This window comes from Arthrobacter sp. NPDC080082 (assembly GCF_040686595.1).
In the GTDB taxonomy this organism is placed as follows: domain Bacteria; phylum Actinomycetota; class Actinomycetes; order Actinomycetales; family Micrococcaceae; genus Arthrobacter.
Genome location: NZ_JBFBKQ010000002.1, coordinates 283,310 through 299,995, shown reverse-complemented (window position 1 = coordinate 299,995; position 16,686 = coordinate 283,310). Strand labels below are relative to the sequence as shown.

21 protein-coding genes are annotated in these 16,686 nt (G+C 69.3%); 9 read left to right on the top strand and 12 right to left on the bottom strand.

From position 1 onward, the window contains the following. Positions 1–4 precede the first annotated feature (4 nt). On the top strand, positions 5–1,039 hold the full coding sequence (locus AB0O44_RS05745) for a Gfo/Idh/MocA family oxidoreductase (protein WP_364135319.1): 1,035 nt from the start codon (positions 5–7) through the stop codon (positions 1,037–1,039). A gap of 65 nt (positions 1,040–1,104) precedes the next feature. Here the strand turns inward: AB0O44_RS05745 and AB0O44_RS05740 are convergent, their stop codons facing one another. From AB0O44_RS05740 to AB0O44_RS05715, 6 genes are all read right to left on the bottom strand, one after another. Next, complete coding sequence (locus tag AB0O44_RS05740) at positions 1,105–1,998, bottom strand: anti-sigma factor (RefSeq protein ID WP_364135316.1); 894 nt, start codon at positions 1,996–1,998, stop codon at positions 1,105–1,107. Beyond that, entirely contained in the window at positions 1,985–2,554 is a 570-nt protein-coding gene (locus tag AB0O44_RS05735) for a sigma-70 family RNA polymerase sigma factor (protein ID WP_290257668.1), read from the bottom strand. Before AB0O44_RS05735 ends, AB0O44_RS05740 begins: the two co-directional genes overlap by 14 nt. A 128-nt stretch (positions 2,555–2,682) precedes the next feature. Next, the gene (locus AB0O44_RS05730) at positions 2,683–3,384 is read right to left on the bottom strand and encodes a DUF4397 domain-containing protein (protein WP_364135313.1); all 702 of its coding nucleotides are present in this window, start codon (positions 3,382–3,384) and stop codon (positions 2,683–2,685) included. Between the two features lie 186 nt (positions 3,385–3,570). After that, positions 3,571–3,792: a hypothetical protein gene (locus AB0O44_RS05725; RefSeq protein WP_290257666.1), complete on the bottom strand. Its 222-nt coding sequence runs from the start codon at positions 3,790–3,792 to the stop codon at positions 3,571–3,573. 52 nt (positions 3,793–3,844) lie between these two features. Then, positions 3,845–4,252, bottom strand: coding sequence for a large conductance mechanosensitive channel protein MscL (gene mscL / locus AB0O44_RS05720; protein WP_364135310.1), 408 nt, complete (start codon positions 4,250–4,252; stop codon positions 3,845–3,847). An 81-nt stretch (positions 4,253–4,333) separates the two neighbouring features. Further along, positions 4,334–4,753 carry a hypothetical protein gene (locus AB0O44_RS05715; RefSeq protein WP_290257664.1) on the bottom strand — a complete coding sequence of 140 codons (420 nt, stop codon included), beginning with the start codon at positions 4,751–4,753 and terminating at the stop codon, positions 4,334–4,336. Between the two features lie 237 nt (positions 4,754–4,990). Here AB0O44_RS05715 and AB0O44_RS05710 point away from each other — a divergent pair, with 237 nt between their 5' ends. Both AB0O44_RS05710 and AB0O44_RS05705 read left to right on the top strand, forming a co-directional pair. Beyond that, positions 4,991–5,425 (top strand): universal stress protein, encoded by a 435-nt coding sequence (locus AB0O44_RS05710; protein ID WP_364135307.1) that lies wholly within the window; start codon positions 4,991–4,993, stop codon positions 5,423–5,425. A 9-nt stretch (positions 5,426–5,434) separates the two neighbouring features. Further along, complete coding sequence (locus tag AB0O44_RS05705; RefSeq protein ID WP_364135304.1) at positions 5,435–5,851, top strand: VOC family protein; 417 nt, start codon at positions 5,435–5,437, stop codon at positions 5,849–5,851. 33 nt (positions 5,852–5,884) lie between these two features. Here AB0O44_RS05705 and AB0O44_RS05700 read toward each other — a convergent pair whose 3' ends face one another. After that, the gene (locus AB0O44_RS05700) at positions 5,885–6,739 is read right to left on the bottom strand and encodes a 3-hydroxyacyl-CoA dehydrogenase (protein WP_364135301.1); all 855 of its coding nucleotides are present in this window, start codon (positions 6,737–6,739) and stop codon (positions 5,885–5,887) included. A 23-nt stretch (positions 6,740–6,762) separates the two neighbouring features. After that, complete coding sequence (locus AB0O44_RS05695; RefSeq protein WP_364135298.1) at positions 6,763–7,392, bottom strand: TetR/AcrR family transcriptional regulator; 630 nt, start codon at positions 7,390–7,392, stop codon at positions 6,763–6,765. A 69-nt stretch (positions 7,393–7,461) separates the two neighbouring features. Here AB0O44_RS05695 and AB0O44_RS05690 point away from each other — a divergent pair, with 69 nt between their 5' ends. Further along, positions 7,462–9,900: an alpha/beta fold hydrolase gene (locus AB0O44_RS05690; protein ID WP_364135295.1), complete on the top strand. Its 2,439-nt coding sequence runs from the start codon at positions 7,462–7,464 to the stop codon at positions 9,898–9,900. Here AB0O44_RS05690 and AB0O44_RS05685 read toward each other — a convergent pair. Continuing rightward, positions 9,897–10,694 carry a class III extradiol ring-cleavage dioxygenase gene (locus tag AB0O44_RS05685; RefSeq protein WP_364135292.1) on the bottom strand — a complete coding sequence of 266 codons (798 nt, stop codon included), beginning with the start codon at positions 10,692–10,694 and terminating at the stop codon, positions 9,897–9,899. The genes AB0O44_RS05690 and AB0O44_RS05685 overlap by 4 nt on opposite strands. A gap of 88 nt (positions 10,695–10,782) precedes the next feature. On the opposite strand from AB0O44_RS05685, the gene AB0O44_RS05680 reads away from it, so the two are divergent. Together AB0O44_RS05680 and AB0O44_RS05675 are read left to right on the top strand one after the other, a co-directional pair. After that, positions 10,783–11,838: a DNA polymerase IV gene (locus AB0O44_RS05680; RefSeq protein ID WP_364135803.1), complete on the top strand. Its 1,056-nt coding sequence runs from the start codon at positions 10,783–10,785 to the stop codon at positions 11,836–11,838. 130 nt (positions 11,839–11,968) lie between these two features. After that, positions 11,969–12,727: a polysaccharide deacetylase family protein gene (locus tag AB0O44_RS05675; RefSeq protein ID WP_364135289.1), complete on the top strand. Its 759-nt coding sequence runs from the start codon at positions 11,969–11,971 to the stop codon at positions 12,725–12,727. Here AB0O44_RS05675 and AB0O44_RS05670 read toward each other — a convergent pair. Together AB0O44_RS05670 and AB0O44_RS05665 are read right to left on the bottom strand one after the other, a co-directional pair. Continuing rightward, positions 12,724–13,272 (bottom strand): AAA family ATPase, encoded by a 549-nt coding sequence (locus AB0O44_RS05670; RefSeq protein WP_364135286.1) that lies wholly within the window; start codon positions 13,270–13,272, stop codon positions 12,724–12,726. The genes AB0O44_RS05675 and AB0O44_RS05670 overlap by 4 nt on opposite strands. Before the next feature lie 256 nt (positions 13,273–13,528). Next, complete coding sequence (locus AB0O44_RS05665) at positions 13,529–13,825, bottom strand: hypothetical protein (protein WP_364135283.1); 297 nt, start codon at positions 13,823–13,825, stop codon at positions 13,529–13,531. 81 nt (positions 13,826–13,906) lie between these two features. Here AB0O44_RS05665 and AB0O44_RS05660 point away from each other — a divergent pair, with 81 nt between their 5' ends. Then, the gene (locus tag AB0O44_RS05660) at positions 13,907–14,611 is read left to right on the top strand and encodes a class I SAM-dependent methyltransferase (protein WP_364135280.1); all 705 of its coding nucleotides are present in this window, start codon (positions 13,907–13,909) and stop codon (positions 14,609–14,611) included. Positions 14,612–14,813: 202 nt separating this feature from the next. Further along, complete coding sequence (locus tag AB0O44_RS05655) at positions 14,814–15,476, top strand: ScbR family autoregulator-binding transcription factor (RefSeq protein ID WP_364135277.1); 663 nt, start codon at positions 14,814–14,816, stop codon at positions 15,474–15,476. 204 nt (positions 15,477–15,680) lie between these two features. Here the strand turns inward: AB0O44_RS05655 and AB0O44_RS05650 are convergent, their stop codons facing one another. After that, positions 15,681–15,899 (bottom strand): three-helix bundle dimerization domain-containing protein, encoded by a 219-nt coding sequence (locus AB0O44_RS05650; RefSeq protein WP_364135274.1) that lies wholly within the window; start codon positions 15,897–15,899, stop codon positions 15,681–15,683. Between the two features lie 138 nt (positions 15,900–16,037). Between AB0O44_RS05650 and AB0O44_RS05645 the strand changes: the two genes are divergently transcribed. Then, positions 16,038–16,661 carry a GNAT family protein gene (locus AB0O44_RS05645; RefSeq protein WP_364135271.1) on the top strand — a complete coding sequence of 208 codons (624 nt, stop codon included), beginning with the start codon at positions 16,038–16,040 and terminating at the stop codon, positions 16,659–16,661. Positions 16,662–16,686 lie beyond the last annotated feature (25 nt).

The window sequence follows — 16,686 nt, the reverse complement described above, 5'->3', positions numbered from 1 at the left end:
TCCGATGCCAGACGCCACCACCCCTCCGCAGCCGTCCGGCCCCGCCGGCAGCGCCCGGCCCGTCCGCTGGGGCATCCTCGGGACCGGCCTCATCGCCGGTCTGCAGACCTCGGACCTAGTCGACCACGGCTTCAGCGTCCAGGCGGTCGGCTCCCGCGCCGCGGGCACGGCCCGCGAGTTCGCGGACCGCTTCGGCGTGGCCACGGCGCACTCGAGCTACGAAGCGCTGGCCGCCGACCCCGACGTCGACGTCGTCTACGTTTCCTCGCCGCACCCGTTCCACTATGAGCACGCGATGCTGGCCCTCGATGGCGGCAAGCACGTCCTGGTGGAGAAGCCATTCGCCATGAACGCCTGGCAGGCCCGGCACGTCACCGAGGCGGCGGCGTCCAAGGGGCTCGTGGCACTGGAGGCGATGTGGACCCGCTACCTGCCGCACATGGTCCGGATCCGGGAGCTGATCGGCTCCGGCGCGCTCGGAGAGGTCCGGACCCTGCTGGCGGACCACACCCAGAACCTGCCCAAGGACCCGGCCCACCGGCTCAACGACCCCGCCCTCGGCGGCGGCGCCCTGCTGGACCTGGGGATCTACCCGGTGTCCTTTGCCTTCGACGTGCTGGGGGTGCCGGAGCGGATCCAGGCTTCGGCCAGCATGACAGCCACCGGGGTGGACCGGCAGACGGCCATGATCTTCGACTACACCAGGGGGCAGCAGGCCGTCCTGCACTGCGCCCTGGACACCGCGGGCCCCAACCGCGCCGCGGTCCTGGGCACCGGCGGCCGGATCGAGATCGACCCGGTCTGGTACACCCCCACCGGCTTTAGCCGCTACGACGACGCCGGCACGCTGGTGGAGCGCTTCGAGGAGCCGGTCACGGGGCGCGGCATGCAGTACCAGGCGTGGGAGATGGAGCGCCTGATCGCCGCCGGCGCCACCGGAAACGACATCCTCCCGCCGGAGGAAACCGTGGGCATCATGGCGGCCCTGGACACGGTGCGGGGGCGGATCGGCCTCCGATACGACGCCGACGACGCGTAGGACCGGTCCACCCCCGGGCAGACACCGCCTCGGGGCCGGCTGCCGGACCCACCGGAAGCCGGCGGTCAGCCCCGGAGGGACAGCTTCCCCCGGGCCAGGCTGTCCGTGGAGTGTGCCGGATCGCCGTCGTACGGTTCGTCGGAAACATCCAGCACCGGATACGCCGTCAGGTCCAACCCGCCGGGCACCACGAAGGCCTGGCTCCCCTGCCCCAGGACGCCCAGGCTGACCATCCTGGTCAGGTCCGCGGAGCCCAGCCACACCTCGCGATAGCCCGTGAGCTGCTGCCCCGGGAGGGTGATCACAACCTGCCGCGTACCGTCGGGCAGTTGCTCCACCAGGGCGCTGCCGCGGGCGGAGTGCCCGCCCAGCGGCGTTAGGACGGCCTCACCGATCACGGCCCCGGTGGGGCCGGCGCCCGGGGCCGGAGCGGTGCTGGGAGCGGGACCGGCGGCCGGCGGGGTGGACTGGCCGAGGACGCTCCAGGCCGTCCACGCGCCGGCGGCGCCGAGCAGGATTCCGGCCGCCGCGCCGAGGAGCCACACGGCCCGGCGGGGCAGCCGGCCCGCGGTACCAGTCCGCGGCGGCTCCTCCGGGGCCGGCGCCTCGGGCCGCCGCCGGCTGGCTGACGGCCGCAACGGCGCCGGAGCGGCCAGAGCCGGTGCGGCCAACGGGTCGACCGCCAACGGAGCGGGCGACGGCGCGTCGGCGGCGAGCGGGTCGGCGGCGAGTGCCGGCGCCAGGCCCAGCGTCCCGTGGATCGCGGCCCAGGTGTGTCCGCCCGGCGCGGCCAGCTCCGCCCCGGCGGGGTCCACCCTCGCCGCGGCGACGGTCCGCCGGAACCCGTCCAGGAGGTCCCGGCATACCCCGCAGCCGTCCAGGTGGAGGGTTTCCCCCGCGGTGGCGTCCCGCTCGCCGAGAGCCAACAGGGCCAGGAGGTCCTCGTCACAATGCGCCATGTTCCACCTCCAGCCGGGAACGAAGCCGCGCCAGGCTGCGGCGGATGTGGCTCTTGACCGTGCCGAGCGGGAGATTCAGCCGGGACGAGATCTGGTCGTGGGTCAGGTCCTCGTAGAAGGCCAGCCGCATGATCCGGGCTTGCGGGTCTCCCAGGCGGTCCAGCTCATCCTCTAGAGTGAGCCGGTCCGCTAGCGCCTCGGGAGTGGGCCTGCCGGCGACTTCGCCCGGCACCGACACCAGCTGCCGGGCAGACTGCTCGAGGTCGCGGCGGTGGGCCCGGGCCGAGAGCGCGTCGGAGATCTTGTTCCGCGTGATCCCGATCAGCCACGCCGGTAACCGGGCGGCCTCGGGGCGGTAGCTGGTCCTGGACTTCCACGCGCGGATGAAAACCTCCTGGGTGACGTCATCGGCGGCCCCGTGTTCGCACAGTGCCCGGAGCGCGAGCGTGTGGATCAGGGGTGCCAGCAGGCGGTAGGCCTCGGCGAGGGCCCACTCCTCCCCCTGCGCGAAGGCATGGTCGATGCCGGCGTCCCATTCGCGAACGGCAGTCTCCACCGTGTGCCCCTTCGAGCGACAGTGAGACCGTGGAACGTCATTATTCCGACTCGGCGGAGGCGCGGCAACGGTCTTAAGGTCCGGGCGGGCCGCTACATGCGGCCCGCCCGGCGCCTGTCTGGCCGGTCCTAGTTGTCGTGGTTCTGGGACTTGACCACCTGGACCGCCAGGGCCAGGTTGTTGTCCGCGAGGCTGCCCCAGGCGTAGACGATGGTGTTCTCTCCGGCGGTGACTGTCACGGGGGCCGGTCCGATCAGCGCCTCGGTGCTGCCGGCGGCGGCCACGGACGCCTCAACTGTTCCGGCGTCGAGCGTGAGCTTCTTCTGGTCGGGGTTCTCCAGGCCCTCGATCACTGCGGTTCCCCCGGCGAGGACGTCGACGGCGGGTGCGGCGGCCACGTGCCGGACCGTCAGTTTGCCCTTGCCCTCCGGCGCGGGTTTCGTGTCGTTCCGGAACAGCGTGGCGGTGGGTTCGCCGTCGGCGTTCAGGTGTGCCACGGCGGTGTAGTCGCGGCCGGCCTTGAGGTCGACCTTGACCGGACCGATGACGGGGTTGTCGGCGCTGGAGGCGTCCGCTCCCGTGATGGCGATCTTGTGGTCGCCGGCGCTGACGTCCAGCGGACCGGCCAGCGTGCCGGGGGTGAAATTGTCCAAGGTGAGCTTGCCGTCCACCCAGACGTCCACGGTCAGGCCCGGGACGCCGTGGAGGACCGAGAGTTTCGCCGTGCCGGGGTCCGGGCAGTAGCCGCCCGCCTGGGCGGGGGCGGCGAACGCGAGGCTGCCGAGCAGTGCCATGGCACCGACGGCTGCGGAGAGTGATTTCTTGTACATGTGGAGCTCCTCATTGAGGCCCGTGCGGGCGGGTGATGCGCTGACACCCGTACTACTGGCCCAAAGGTCCGCCCGGATGCACCCGCACCAAACTTTTTCCGCACGTGGGCCCCGAACGCAGAGCGGCCCGGCGGATGAGACCGCCGGGCCACGCTGTGAGGATTCGAGGCAGCTCTAGGAGGAGGGTCAGCCAACCTTGCCGGAGAGCGCCACCAGGACGCCCGCCGTGGCGAAGTATTTGTTGCTGCCCAGGTCCTTGAGGGTCTTGATACCCATGCCGGCCAGCAGTTCGTCGTGCTTTTCCGTCAGGCCGGCGAGGGCCGACGGCGGTGCCGCCAAAACCTCATCCAGCGTGGCATTCTCATATGCCTTATCGAGGGCCTTGCCCAATTCGATGGAAACTGCCATGGTCATTTCCTTTCATCGGTGGGGTGGAAAAATTGGTGGGAACTGCGCCGTGTCAGGGCCTGCGGTCGGCCTGCAACGCGTCGCGGATTTCGGTGAGCAGGGCGATTTGCGGGTCTTCCGCCGCCTCGTCCTTAACGTTCGGGTGAATGCCGAGGCGCCTGTTGCGGCGTTCGATCATCTTGTTCATGGGGACGACGATGATGAAGTAGATCGCGGCCGCCACCAGGAGGAAATTGACGATGGCGGTGAGGAGGACGCCGAATTTGATGTCGTTGCCGTTGAGGGTGACGACGGCAAAGCTATCGAAATTCGGCGAACCAACGAGCGCCGCGATAAACGGCATCAGGACGCTCTGGACGAGGGCAGTGACCACGGCGCCAAAAGCTGCGCCAATCACGACGGCGACGGCAAGGTCCACGACGTTGCCTTTGAGAATGAAATTCTTGAATCCGGTTAACATGTTCACCAAGCTACACTCCGGAAATACACCAGCAGATACCTTGGGGTAAATTTCCGGAATTATTTTTGACGGGAACGGAAATCACCGCTTGGCGGCACGGACCCGCTTCCGGTCGAGAATCAGCGACGCCGCGATCCCCAGCATCCAGATGTCCTTGGCCAGACCGGTGCCCTGCTGGGTGGGGCGGATCCCGTCCGCCTCGGTCATCCCCGGGGTCTTCAGGTACATGGTGACGAGGGAACCGGAGAAGGCGGCCAGGCCCAGGCCCACCAGCCGGCTCGGGATGAACGGGGCCAGCAGCGCCGCGCCGAGGGACATCTCGGCGTAGCTCAGCATCTTCCCGAAGGTCACCGGGTCCATGCTGGCGACGGGGGGAAGCGCCCGCGCGGCCATGGCCTGGACTCCGGCGGCGCTCTCGGCGTCGAGGTTCCGTTTACCCCAACCCGAGTTGAGGATGAAGGCTCCGGTGGTCAGGCGCAGTGGAAGTTGGCTCAGTCTCATGGCGGTCCCCTTGGCTGTGTGGTTGTGGGTGGTGCCGGATACGCAAGAGCCTAGTGACCCCCGGGCCGCCTCCGCCAGACCCCGGTGCGGTTCGCGGGGCCGGGTGCCCCTCCCCTCACGCGCCGTGTTCTGTCAGCATGGGAGCGGCACCGGAGCCCGCGGCACAGGAACCCCGCATTCGGCGGTCTATCCAACGGGCCCATTCATCGGACCTTTCCAACGAGGAGGGGAGGAACCATGGCAGGAGACGGGAAGTTCAGGATCGTGGTGGGGGTGGACGGCTCGCCGCAGTCGCAGGCGGCGCTGGACTGGGCCGTCGAGGAGGCCGGCCTGCGTTCGGGAGAGGTGCTGGCGATCGCCGCCTGGCACTATCCCTACGTCAGCGACGCGCTAGGCCAGGCCTGGGATTACGAAGTGTTCCAGCGCGACGCCGAGACCATCCTGGAATCGGAACTGGCCCGGGCCGGGAACCGGGGCGTGGCGTTGACCGGCCGGGCGGTGCAGGGCAACCCGGCGTCGGCCCTCATCGAAGCCTCCCGGGACGCCGACCTCGTGGCCGTCGGATCCCGCGGGCACGGCGGATTCACGGGAATGCTGCTGGGCTCCGTGTCCTCGCAGACGGTCCACCACGCCCACTGCCCGGTACTGGTGATCCGCGAACCCGGCGCCTAGGGTGATCCCATGCCCAGCCGTATCGCAGGAATAGCGCTCGACGCCGCCAACCCCGGACTCCTGGCCGCCTTCTGGTGCGCCGTCCTGGACTGGGAGGTGGTGCCCGAGGACGGTGACGGCGAAGAATTGATAAGCATCGCCGCGCGGGACCGCTCCGGGACGTGCATGGACATCATCGCCGTCCCGGAAGCCAAGGCGGGAAAGAACCGGCTGCACCTGGACCTGCGCGCCGACGGCATCTCCACCGCCGCGGAACTGCAGCGCCTCCTCGATCTCGGCGCCATCCGTGCCGACGTCGGCCAGGGCCCGGACGTCAGCTGGGTGGTCCTTGCCGACCCGGAGGGCAACGAATTCTGCCTGCTCTCCCGCACGGTGCAGGACGTCCTGCGGGACGACGAGCAGACCCGGCAGCAGACGCAGCCCTAGCCGCGTCCGCAACCGGGCACCGCCGGCTACAGCTCAGTACCGGTAGAAGCCCTCGCCCGTTGCCACGCCCAGCTTGCCGTGGTCGATGTAGTTCTCCTTCAGGTAGCGTGCGAAGGCCTGCGAGCCGGCGTCGGGCGCGTTCGAGGAGATGTTGTACGCCGTCGTGAGGCCGACGACGTCGAAGATCTGGAAGGGCCCGCTGGGGGCCCCGGTGGCGATCCGCCACGTCTTGTCGATGGTCTGCGGATCCGCGACGCCCTGCAGCAGCAGGCCCGCGGCGGCGTTCAGCAGCGGCACCAGCAGCGAGTTCAGCACGTAGCCGGCCTTCTCCTTCCGGATTTCCACCGGCTCCAGGCCGCTCTCCCGCGCGAAGGCGACGACGGCGTCGAACGACTCGGGGCTGGTCTCGGCGGTGCCCATGACCTCGGCGATGTTCTGCGCCCAGATGTTGTTGGCATAGTGCAGGGCCAGGAAGCGGTCCGGCCGGCCGGTGGACTCCTTGAGGTCGCTCGGCAGCAGGGTGGAGGAGTTCGTGGCGAAGATGGTCCGCTCCGGGGCCAGGGCCGCGAGGGAGCGGTATATCTCGCGCTTGAGCTCCAGTACCTCGGGCACGGCCTCGATCAGCAGGTCCGCGTCGGCCGCGGCGTCGCCCAGGTCCGAGGTGAGCCGCAGCCGGGTGAGTGCCTCTTCAGCCTTGCCGTCGGCGGCGCCGGGCACCTGGCTGCGGTATATCGCGGCGAGCCGGTCGAAGCGTACCCGTGCCGCGCTGAGGGCGTCGTCGTCGACGTCGTAGGCGGTGACGGCGAACCCGTGGAAGGCGGCCTGGTAGGCGATCTGCGAGCCGAGCACGCCGGCGCCTAGGACCGTCAGGTTGTGGATCGGGGCCATGCGGGTACTTCCTTTCCGTCCGGCTACGCGCCGGGGTTGGTGGTGCCGTAGATACTGCGGATCCAGATGGTGGACAGGACATCCAAGGCGCGGGACTCCTCCAGCGCCGGGGTTTCCCGGTTGAGTACGGCGGTGATGACCCGCTCGTTCATCAGGTTGAGGCTGACGGCCAGGTCGTGGGGATCGGCTCCGTCCGGCGCCGCGCCGCGGGCCTGTTCGGCCGCGATAACGTCGCTGGAGAAGTCCACCCAGGACTGCATGGACCGGGACCAGAGCGCGCGGACCTCTTCGTTCCGGGCGCGGGCGGCGATGGCGGCGGTGGCAACGCCGCGGTGGTCGGTAAACACGTCGACGAAGACGCCGATCGAGCGGGTCCAGGCGGCCACCGCGTCCCGGCCGAAGTCCCGCGGCAGGGCCCCCACCCGGTGCTCCACTTCGGTGATGACCCGGTCCAGGAGCGCCAGCAGCACCGCGTCCTTGGAGGGGAAGTAGAAGTAGAAGGTGGGCCGGGAGATGCCGGCACCGCGGGCCAGGTCCTCGATCGAGACGTCGTCGAAGGACCGCTCGGCGAGCAGCGCCTCGGCGGTGATGAGGATTGCGTCCTGGCGTTCGTCGCCCGAAATCCGGGCGCTTCGCCTGCCTCGTTCAGCCATGCGCCCATCGTAGCGCCTCGTCTCAACAGACTGTTGACTCTTTCGACACCGAGTCGATAACTTGGCCGTATGAGCGAACACGTGGATGTGTTGATTGTCGGAGCGGGCCTGAGCGGCATCGGATTTGCCAGCCGGTTGAAGCGCGAGCTGCCGGGGAAGAGTTTTGCGGTGCTGGAGTCCCGCGGGGCGGTCGGGGGGACCTGGGACCTCTTCCGGTACCCGGGCATCCGCTCGGACAGCGACATGTACACCCTCGGGTATTCGTTCCGGCCCTGGGAGGGCGCCAAGGCGATCGCGGACGGCGATTCCATCCGCGACTACATCCGGTCCACGGTGGCCGACGAGGGGCTTGAGCCCGCCATCCGGCTCAACACCCGGGTAGTCTCGGCCGACTGGTCCAGTGAGACCGCGCAGTGGACCGTCACCGTGGTCCGGACCGGCGACGGCGAATACCGCCCCGACGAGGCTCAGGACGGTGAGCGGCAGACACTGACGTGTTCGTTCCTCTCGGTCTGCTCCGGCTACTACCGCTACGACGAGGGCTTCAGCCCGGCCATCGAGGGCGCGGAAGACTTCGCCGGCACCATCGTGCACCCGCAGCACTGGCCCGCGGACCTGGACTACACCGGCAAGCAGGTGGTGGTGGTGGGCAGCGGTGCCACGGCCGTGACCTTGGTGCCCTCGATGGCTAAGACGGCCGCGCGGGTCACCATGCTGCAGCGCTCCCCCACCTACATTGCCCCGGTCCCCGCCCGCGACCACCTGGCCGACCGGCTGCGCGGCAAGCTGCCCGCCCAGCTGGCCTACGACGTCGTGCGCGTGAAGAACATCCTGTTCTCGATGTTCACCTACCAGCTGAGCCGGCGGCGCCCGGAGACCATGAAGGCCATCCTGCGGAAGTCGGCGGTGGCCAAGTTGCCGTCCGGGTTCGCGGTGGACACGCACCTGGCGCCCACCTACCAGCCGTGGGACCAGCGGGTCTGCGCCATCCCCAACGGCGACCTGTACCGCGCCATCAGCGCCGGTACCGCGGACATCGTCACGGACCGGATCGCGCGGATCACCCCCGAAGGCATCGAACTGGCCTCGGGCGGCTTCCTGCCGGCCGATGTGATTGTTACGGCCACCGGGCTGAACCTGCTGGTGATCGGCGGCATGTCGCTCACCGTTGACGGGGAGCCGGTGGACGTGGGCCGGACGCTGACCTACAAGGGCATGATGCTCGACGGCGTCCCCAACTTTGCGCTGACCATCGGCTACACCAACGCCTCCTGGACCCTGAAGGCGGACCTGGTGGCCGGCTACGTGGTCCGGCTCCTGAAGCACATGGACCGGCGGGACCGGCAGTGGGTGGCTCCGGCCGCACCGGCCGAGGTTTCCCAGGGTGAGCTGACGTCGCTGATCGACCTGAAGGCCGGGTACATCTTCCGCGGTTCGGACCTGTTGCCGCGCCAGGGGGCCGGCTCGCCGTGGCGGCTGCACCAGAATTATTTCCGCGACTTCGCCCTGTTGCGCGCCGGCCGGCTGACCGACCGGGTCCGGTTCGGGCGCCGCGGCCAGCGCGTCCGCGCCGGGGCGCCGGCGGCCCCGGCCCCGAAGGACCCGCTGGAACTGCCGGGCACCGGCTACATCCAGGTAGGCGGCACGCGGCTGCGCTACCGGAAGACCGGCAGCGGCAGCCCGGTGCTGCTGCTCCACGGGATCGGACAGAGCCTGGAGGACTGGAACGAACAGCATGAGCTGCTGGCCGGGCGGCACACCGTGTACAGCGTCGATCTGCCGGGCTTCGCCTATTCGGAGCGGCTGCCCGGAGCGGCGACGCTCGCCCGGCTCGCCGGCATCCTCCCTGGCTTCCTCCACGCCGTCGGGGTGCGGGAGCCGCTGCCGGTCATGGGCAACTCCCTCGGGGGCGCCGTCGCCATGAAGCTGGCGGCGGACCACCCGGAGCGGGTCGCCGCCCTGGTGCTGGCCAACAGCGCCGGCTTCGGCAAGGAGGTCACCCTGGTGCTGCGGCTGCTGGCGCTGCGGCCCGTGGCCGCGCTGCTGATGCGCCCGGCGGAAGCGGCCTCGCTGCGGACGGTGCAGTCGCTGTTCTATGACAAGTCGCTGGTGACGCGGGACCGGGTGGCGCACGCCCTGGCCCTGTCCCGGCGCGCCTCGCACCGGAAGACGCTGCTGGATGTTGCCCGCGACCTCGGGACCATCACCGGCGTCCGCGCGGAGTGGCGGAGCGAGCTGCTCGCCGCCCTGGCGCACAGGGATGTTCCGGCACTCGTGGTCTGGGGCGACCACGACCACATCCTGCCCTTCAACCACCTCGAGGCAGCGCTCGCGGCCCTCCCGGGGGCGGAGTCGCACGTCTTCGCCAACACCGGCCACATGCCCCAGATCGAGCGCCCGGACGAGTTCGCCGCCGTGGTTGAGGACTTCCTCGGCCGGCGCACCAGCCCCGCAACCCAGTCCCCCGCCACGCAGGCAGGGGCCGAACTACTGCCGGACCCGGCCTAGGTCAGGGTCCAGGACCGCTTCGACAGTCCGAACCAGAAGCCGTCGATCGCCGTCTTCGCGTTGAGGTCACCGGATTCGTAGGCGGCACCGAGCGCCACGTACAGCGGTGCCCAGTGCTCGCTGCGCGGGTGCGCCTCGCGGGCCGCCGGCGCCTTGTGCAGGAAGTCCAGGATGGAGTCGACGTCGCCGCGGGCCATGGCTTCCTCGGCCCAGTGGTCGAATTCGCGGGAGACCGAGGGCGGCGTGCTGTCGGGGCCGCCCGCGGGGTTGAACCAGCGCAGGTTGTGGGTGGTGAACCCGGATCCGACAATCAGGGTGCCACGGTCGCGCAGCGGGGCCAGGGACCGGCCCAGGGTGAACAGGCCTTCCGGGTCCAGGGTGGGCATGGACATCTGCACTACCGGGACGTCAGCCTGGGGGAACATCTCCTTCAGCGGCACATACGCGCCGTGGTCCAGGCCGCGGCTCTCGTCCCGCTCCACGTGGTGGCCGTGGTCCGCCACCAGCCTGGCCACCTCGGCGGCCAGCTCCGGGGCCTGCGGCGCGTCGTAGGTGACCTCGTAGTACTTCCGGGCGAAGCCGCCGAAGTCGTAGACAAGGCCCGGGCTGCGGGTGGTGGCGCTGAGCGTGACCGGAGCGTTCTCCCAATGAGCGGAAATCATCAGGACGTCCTTGGGCTTGGCGAAGGTGCCGGACCAGTCGCTGAGTTCCCGGGTCCAGGTGGCGTCATCCGCGAGCGGCGGAGCGCCGTGGCTGAGGAAGAGGACGGGTGCGCGGTCAGCTGTCGATGTCATACCTCCAGTTTATGAGGTTTTAGTTGAAGTTTCAAGTGTTGTTTAAACTGCTTTGCGGCAGACTGGTCGCGTGACCGGAAACCCCTGGGTGCTGCACGTCGACCTGGACCAATTCATCGCCGCCGTCGAAGTCCTGCGGCGGCCCGAGCTTGCCGGCAGGCCGGTGATCGTCGGCGGCCGCGGCGATCCCGCCGAGCGCGCGGTGGTCTCCACGGCGTCCTACGAGGCCCGGGCCTATGGCATCGGCTCCGGGATGCCGCTGCGGGTCGCCGCCCGCAAGGTGCCCGGCGTCGTCATCCTCCCCGTCGACCGGGACGCCTACCTCGCGGCCTCCGAGACGGTGATGGCGGTGCTGCGGGACCAGCCCGGCGCCACCGTCCAGGTACTCGGCTGGGACGAAGCATTCGTCGGCATCACGACGGCGGACCCGGAGGCCTACGCCCGGGCCATCCAGGCCGCGGTGCTGGAGGAGACCCGGCTGCACTGCAGCGTGGGCATCGGCGACACGCTGGTCCGGGCCAAGGTGGCCACCGGCTTCGGCAAACCGGCGGGCATCTTCCGGCTCACCGCTGAGAACTGGCTGGAGGTCATGGGCGCCAGGCCCACCCGGGAGCTGTGGGGCATCGGCGCCAAGGTCTCCGCCCGGCTCGCCGCGCTGGGCATCACCACCGTGTCCGAACTGGCCGCGGCGGACCCGGCCGCCCTGGTCCCGGAGTTCGGGCCAAAGATGGGCCCCTGGTATGCGGAGCTTGGCCGTGGTGACGGTTCCGCCACCGTGGACAGCACCCCGTGGGTGGTGAGGGGGCACAGCCGGGAGACAACCTTCCAGCAGGACCTCACCAGCCCCGGCCAGGTCGAATCCGCCCTGCGGGAGCTGGTGGCCCAGGTCCTGGGCGACGTCGCCGCCGAGGGCCGGCCCGTCGTCGGACTCACCCTGAAGGTCCGCTACGCGCCGTTCACCACCAAAACCCTGGCCCGCAAGATTCCGCAAACCTCGGACGGCGCGGACATCCTGGCCCGCACCCTGGCCATCGCCGCGGAAATCGACCCCGGGCGGCCCATCCGGCTGCTCGGGCTGCGGGCCGAGATGACCATGCCCGACGATGCGCGGCAGGGGCACACGCCTACCCGCGGAGGCTGGTGAGGACGGCTGGCGCGGTACCTGTTTTTTCCCCGGCGCTGCTTGGAAATTACGTGTTTACAGCCCACGGAGGCGGCCGTAGGGTGCTCGGTTAACAAGGGTTTAGACAACCTTGGGAAGGGATCGATGCACCATGCAAACCACCCGAAACACCACAAGAAAGAGCATTCTCATCAAGGCGCTGGTCACCGCGGGTCTGGTGGTGGCGGCGCTCCTGGGCGGCCCCGCGGCGGTCGCCCGGGCGGAGGACAAGCCCCTGATCGGCCTGACCTTCGACGACGGGCCCTCACCGCAGCGAACGGCCTTCGTCCTCGACGTCCTGAAGCAGAAGGGCGTGAAGGCGACCTTCTTCCTTCAGGGCGTGAACGCCCAGCAGTACCCGGACCTGGTCCGACGGATCAAGGCCGAGGGGCACGTGATCGGCAATCACTCCTGGAACCACCCCAATTTCCCGGAGCTGAGCAACGCCCAGCAGAAGGACCAGATCGACAGCACCAACGACGCCATCTCGGCCGTTACCGGATCCACCCCGAAACTGCTGCGCTTCCCGTTCGGCAACAGCACCACCTATGCGGCCGGCTACCTCAAGACGCTCGGCATGAGCGGCGGGGTCCTCTGGCACTGGGACGTCGGTAATCCCGGCGACTTCGAGTGCCCCGGTGCCACGGGCGTACAGAACTACGTCATGGCAGAGGCCGCCCCGGGAGCGATTATCCTGCTCCACGATGCCGAAGACGTCCTGAACTGCCCGGCGTCGCAGTGGACCTACCTGTCGTCCACCATCGACGCCCTGCGCGCCGAGGGCTACGACTTCGGGGTGGTGGCGCCGTCGTCGTCCGCCAACCCGGTGAACCAGGGTTCGCCCGCCGTCGTCGTGGCACCCGCGGGTTAGCCCGCACCGACCGATCCGGGCCGCTCCACGGCGGCCCGGATCAGGTCCGCAAGGCCGGCCAGATCCACGGCGGTTTCCGTGTCAACCCGGAGGGTCGCCCCCAGCTCCAGCGGGGCGCCGTGCTCCGACCACTCCGCCCAGGTCGCGTCGACGGTCGCCGGGTCCATGGCGTGGATGGGGTGGCGCACCCGCCGTTCATAGCGCGCCCGGGCGGTCTCCGCGCGGACGTCGCACCAAATCTCCGTAATGGCGGGGGCGCCGGACAGGGCGGCCCCTCGCCTCGCGTGCTCCAGGTCGCGGGGCCGGTACCACCAGGATTCGACGACGGCGGCGCCCGGCACCGCCGCCGCCAGTTGCCACATGGTGTCGGACGCGATCTGCCCCAGCCGGCCGCCGGAAACGCAGCCGCCGGCGGTGTCCGCGAGCGTCTCCTTGAGTACGTCCTTGGAGATGACGGGGAGCTGCAGGATATCGCCGAGCTGTCGGCTGAGGGTGGTCTTACCGGATCCGGGCAGCCCGTTGATCAGAATCAGGGAGGCGGCCACGGGTCAGGACCCGACCGTTGCGTGTGTGTCCCGGCGGAGCACCCGCTCTGCGATCCGGCGGGCTGCCAGTTCCGGTGAAATCCGGGTCGTATCAATGACCTCGGCCTCCTTATGCAGCCAAGCCTCGGCGGCCTCGGCATACGGCTCGACGTAGGCGAAGCGGAACGACGACGGGCCAAGGACCTCATCCTTCTGGATTCGGTCCCGGAGCGTCTGTTCGTCCGCATGCAGGACGAAGTGCTGAACCGGGATGCCATTAGCCGTCCAGTCCGGCGCTGATTTCCCGCCAGTAGCTCTCTACGAGCACCGTCATCGGAATGACCAGCGTGCCGCCGGTGTACTCGAGGAGCCGGCGGGCCGTCTCCACCACCAGCGGCCGCCAGGGATCCCAATGCTGAAAGTTCCCCATATCCGGCAGCGCCGGGGTGACGTCCATGAGGACCTCCCCCACTTTCTCCGCGTCGAAGACCCGGGAATTCGGCAAGAGCTCCTGCACCAGGGCACTCGTCGTCGTCTTGCCCGCCCCGTGGGTTCCGTTGATCCACACAATCATGGCTGCACTCTAACCCGGGCCCTTTGCTAGGATCGGCCGGACCGTCCGAAGCAGCAGTGACATCCACGAAGGCGAGGATCCATGAAGGCAGCACTCTACGACGGCTTTGCGGCGAGGTACGCCGCGGAGAACGAGTCCAGTCTCCTCAACGCGCACTACGAGCGGCCCGCGATGCTGGACCTAGCCGGCGACGTCCAGGGCAAGCGGATCCTGGATGCCGGCTGCGGGGCCGGCCCGCTGGCGGAGGCGCTGCTGACCAGGGGCGCCTCGGTGACCGGGATCGATGTCAGCCCGGCCATGATCGACCTCGCGCGGCGGCGCCTGGGACCGGACGCGGACCTCCACGTCGCTGACCTAGCCGAAGTACTGCCGTTCCCGGACAACACCTTCGACGACGTCGTCTGCTCGCTGGCCCTTCACTACCTTAAGGACTGGTCGGCACCCCTGGCCGAGCTTCGCCGCATCCTGGTCCCGGGCGGCCGCCTGATGCTGTCGGTGAACCATCCGACGGTCAGCGTCGTCAACTATCCCGGCGAGGACTACTTCGTGACCCGGGAGTACTCCGAGGAATTCGAGTTCGACGGCGAGCCCGCAGTGCTCACCTTCTGGCACCGGCCGCTGCACGCCATGTTTGATGCGTTCTCCGCGGCCGGCTACCGAGTGGTCCGGGTCGCCGAACCGGCCCCCTCGCCGACCACACCCTCGGAGCTGCTTCCACGCCGCATCGCCGCCGGCGAACGCTCCGCGTTCCTGTCGTTCATCTTCTTCGTCCTCGAAGCACCCTGACGCGCCGCCTCAGCAGGCCCCCCGCGCTGGGCGTCCCCTGAACGAAGAATGGGCTCCCGGCGCATGGCAGCTGGTGGTGCGCCGTGCGCCGTCGTTCGCCCCGCCTTGTTACGATCGAGGGGTCCGCGGAAACCGCGGGGACCGGCGGCGCGCCCTGCGGCGTCCGGCGCGCAGTGCACGTCCACCAGTCTGAGGTTGATAGATGGTCCTTCAGGATCGCGCAAAAGCTACCCGAGCGGCGGTCATCGCCGGTGCCGCAGCGGTTTTCGAGGAACAGGGCTACGGCAGCACCAGCCTGACCCAGGTGGCGGAGCGGGCCCAGGTGACCAAGGGCGCCATGTACTTCCACTATCCCTCCAAGGAAGCCCTCGCCCGGGCGGTCATAGCCGAACAGCACCGCTTGGCGGAGGCCGAGGGCCAGCGGGTCCTGGCCAAAGGCCTGCCACCCCTCGAGTCGATGATTCTGATCTGCGCCACGTTCGGGCGCCAATTGCTTGAGGAACCCGTGGTCCGCGCCGGGACGCGCCTGACGTTCGAGGCCACATCGTTCGGGCCACCGGTCCGGGAGCCCTACGTGGACTGGATCGCCACCATTGAGGAGCTGGCCGCCCAGGCCCGGGCCGCGCATCAGCTGCGGGCCTCCGTCGACGCGGAAGCTTTCGCTCATTACCTGGTGGCCTCTTTCACCGGCGTGCAGATGGTCTCCTGTGTCCTGACCGAACGCCAGGATGTCATGCAGCGCATCGAGCAGATGTGGGACATCATGCTGCCCGGAATCCTACATGAAGACCTGCTGGAACAGGCCAAGAAGCTGTCCGCGCTCATTCCCCAGGCTGTCCTGGAACCCGCCCCGGTAACGGGTTAGACAAAAACCGGACGCCCGTCTTGTTTACGGGACTGCCGTGCCCTAAGGTTGTGACATATCCATTAGGAACCGCACTTTTGCGGTAGCTGTGTCGGCGCACAAGTTTTTTGGGGGGCGCCGACACGGCTTTTTCCGTTTCCCCACGTCCGGACTCACTAAGCGGCGGCTTTCGGGCGCCGACAGCGGAACCAAGGATCGGGGCGGCTACTCGCCGTCGTCCGGCCGGCCCGCCTCGCGGTGCAGCCGGGAACGGGCGCTGTTTTCCACCAGGGTAGGGACGTAGATCCTGATCCGGCCCGTGTCCAGGGAGTGGTATTCCTCCCCCACGATGCTCTCGATGCGGTGCCGGGGAGCCTCGGGAAAGCGTGCCGCGAGGCGCTCGGTAACCTGGCTGATGGTCGATTCCTGCTCAGCGTCGCTCATGCTGTCATTGTGAGCCAGCGGATATTCGCCGTCAATGAATCCACTGCCGTTCCGGACGGCGTCACCCGGCATTCATCTTCCTGCCGCACAGTTTCCTCCAACCCCGCATCCCCGGGGCGTTGTTGAGGAAAGGTCACCATGGTGCGTCTCCCCCGCCGGCTGCCCGTTCTGGTGACCCACTACGGCCGGTTTGCACTCTCGCCCTTCGCCGCCGCCGACGTCGACCCCCTGGCCCGCCTGCTGACGCACGACTCGGTGTGGTCGCAGGGCTACGGCGACGGCGGCCCCCGGCCTGCCACCTACGGCCAACTCATCGAATTCATCCACCGGCGCTACGACGGACTGGCGGTCTTCGCCATCCACCACCACAGGATGCCCGGATCGCCGCTGTTCGCCGGCACCACCGGCATCACCGGCGTCTCGGACGGCAGGGTCAGGGTGGGCCGCACCGTGATCGACCCGGCGCTGTGGGGCACGGGCGCCAACCACGAGGCGAAGGTCGCCGTCTTCGATTGGCTGTTCGCGGCCGGAGCCGACGGGATCGAGTGCGATGTGGACCCTCGCAACGTCCGCTCGCTGAAGTCGCTGACCACCCTGGGGTTCGCCGTCGAGGGCTTCCGCAGGGTCCCGTCGCCCGCCACGGACTCCGGCTGGCGGGACATGGCCGTCCTCGTCCTCCCCGCGGAAGCCTGGCCCGAAGCCCGGGCGCGGGCGGTGCGGACGATTGCTGCCGCACGGCGGGCCCTGGGCGCTCCCGCCTAGCGCTGCCGGAGGCGAATATTTGCGT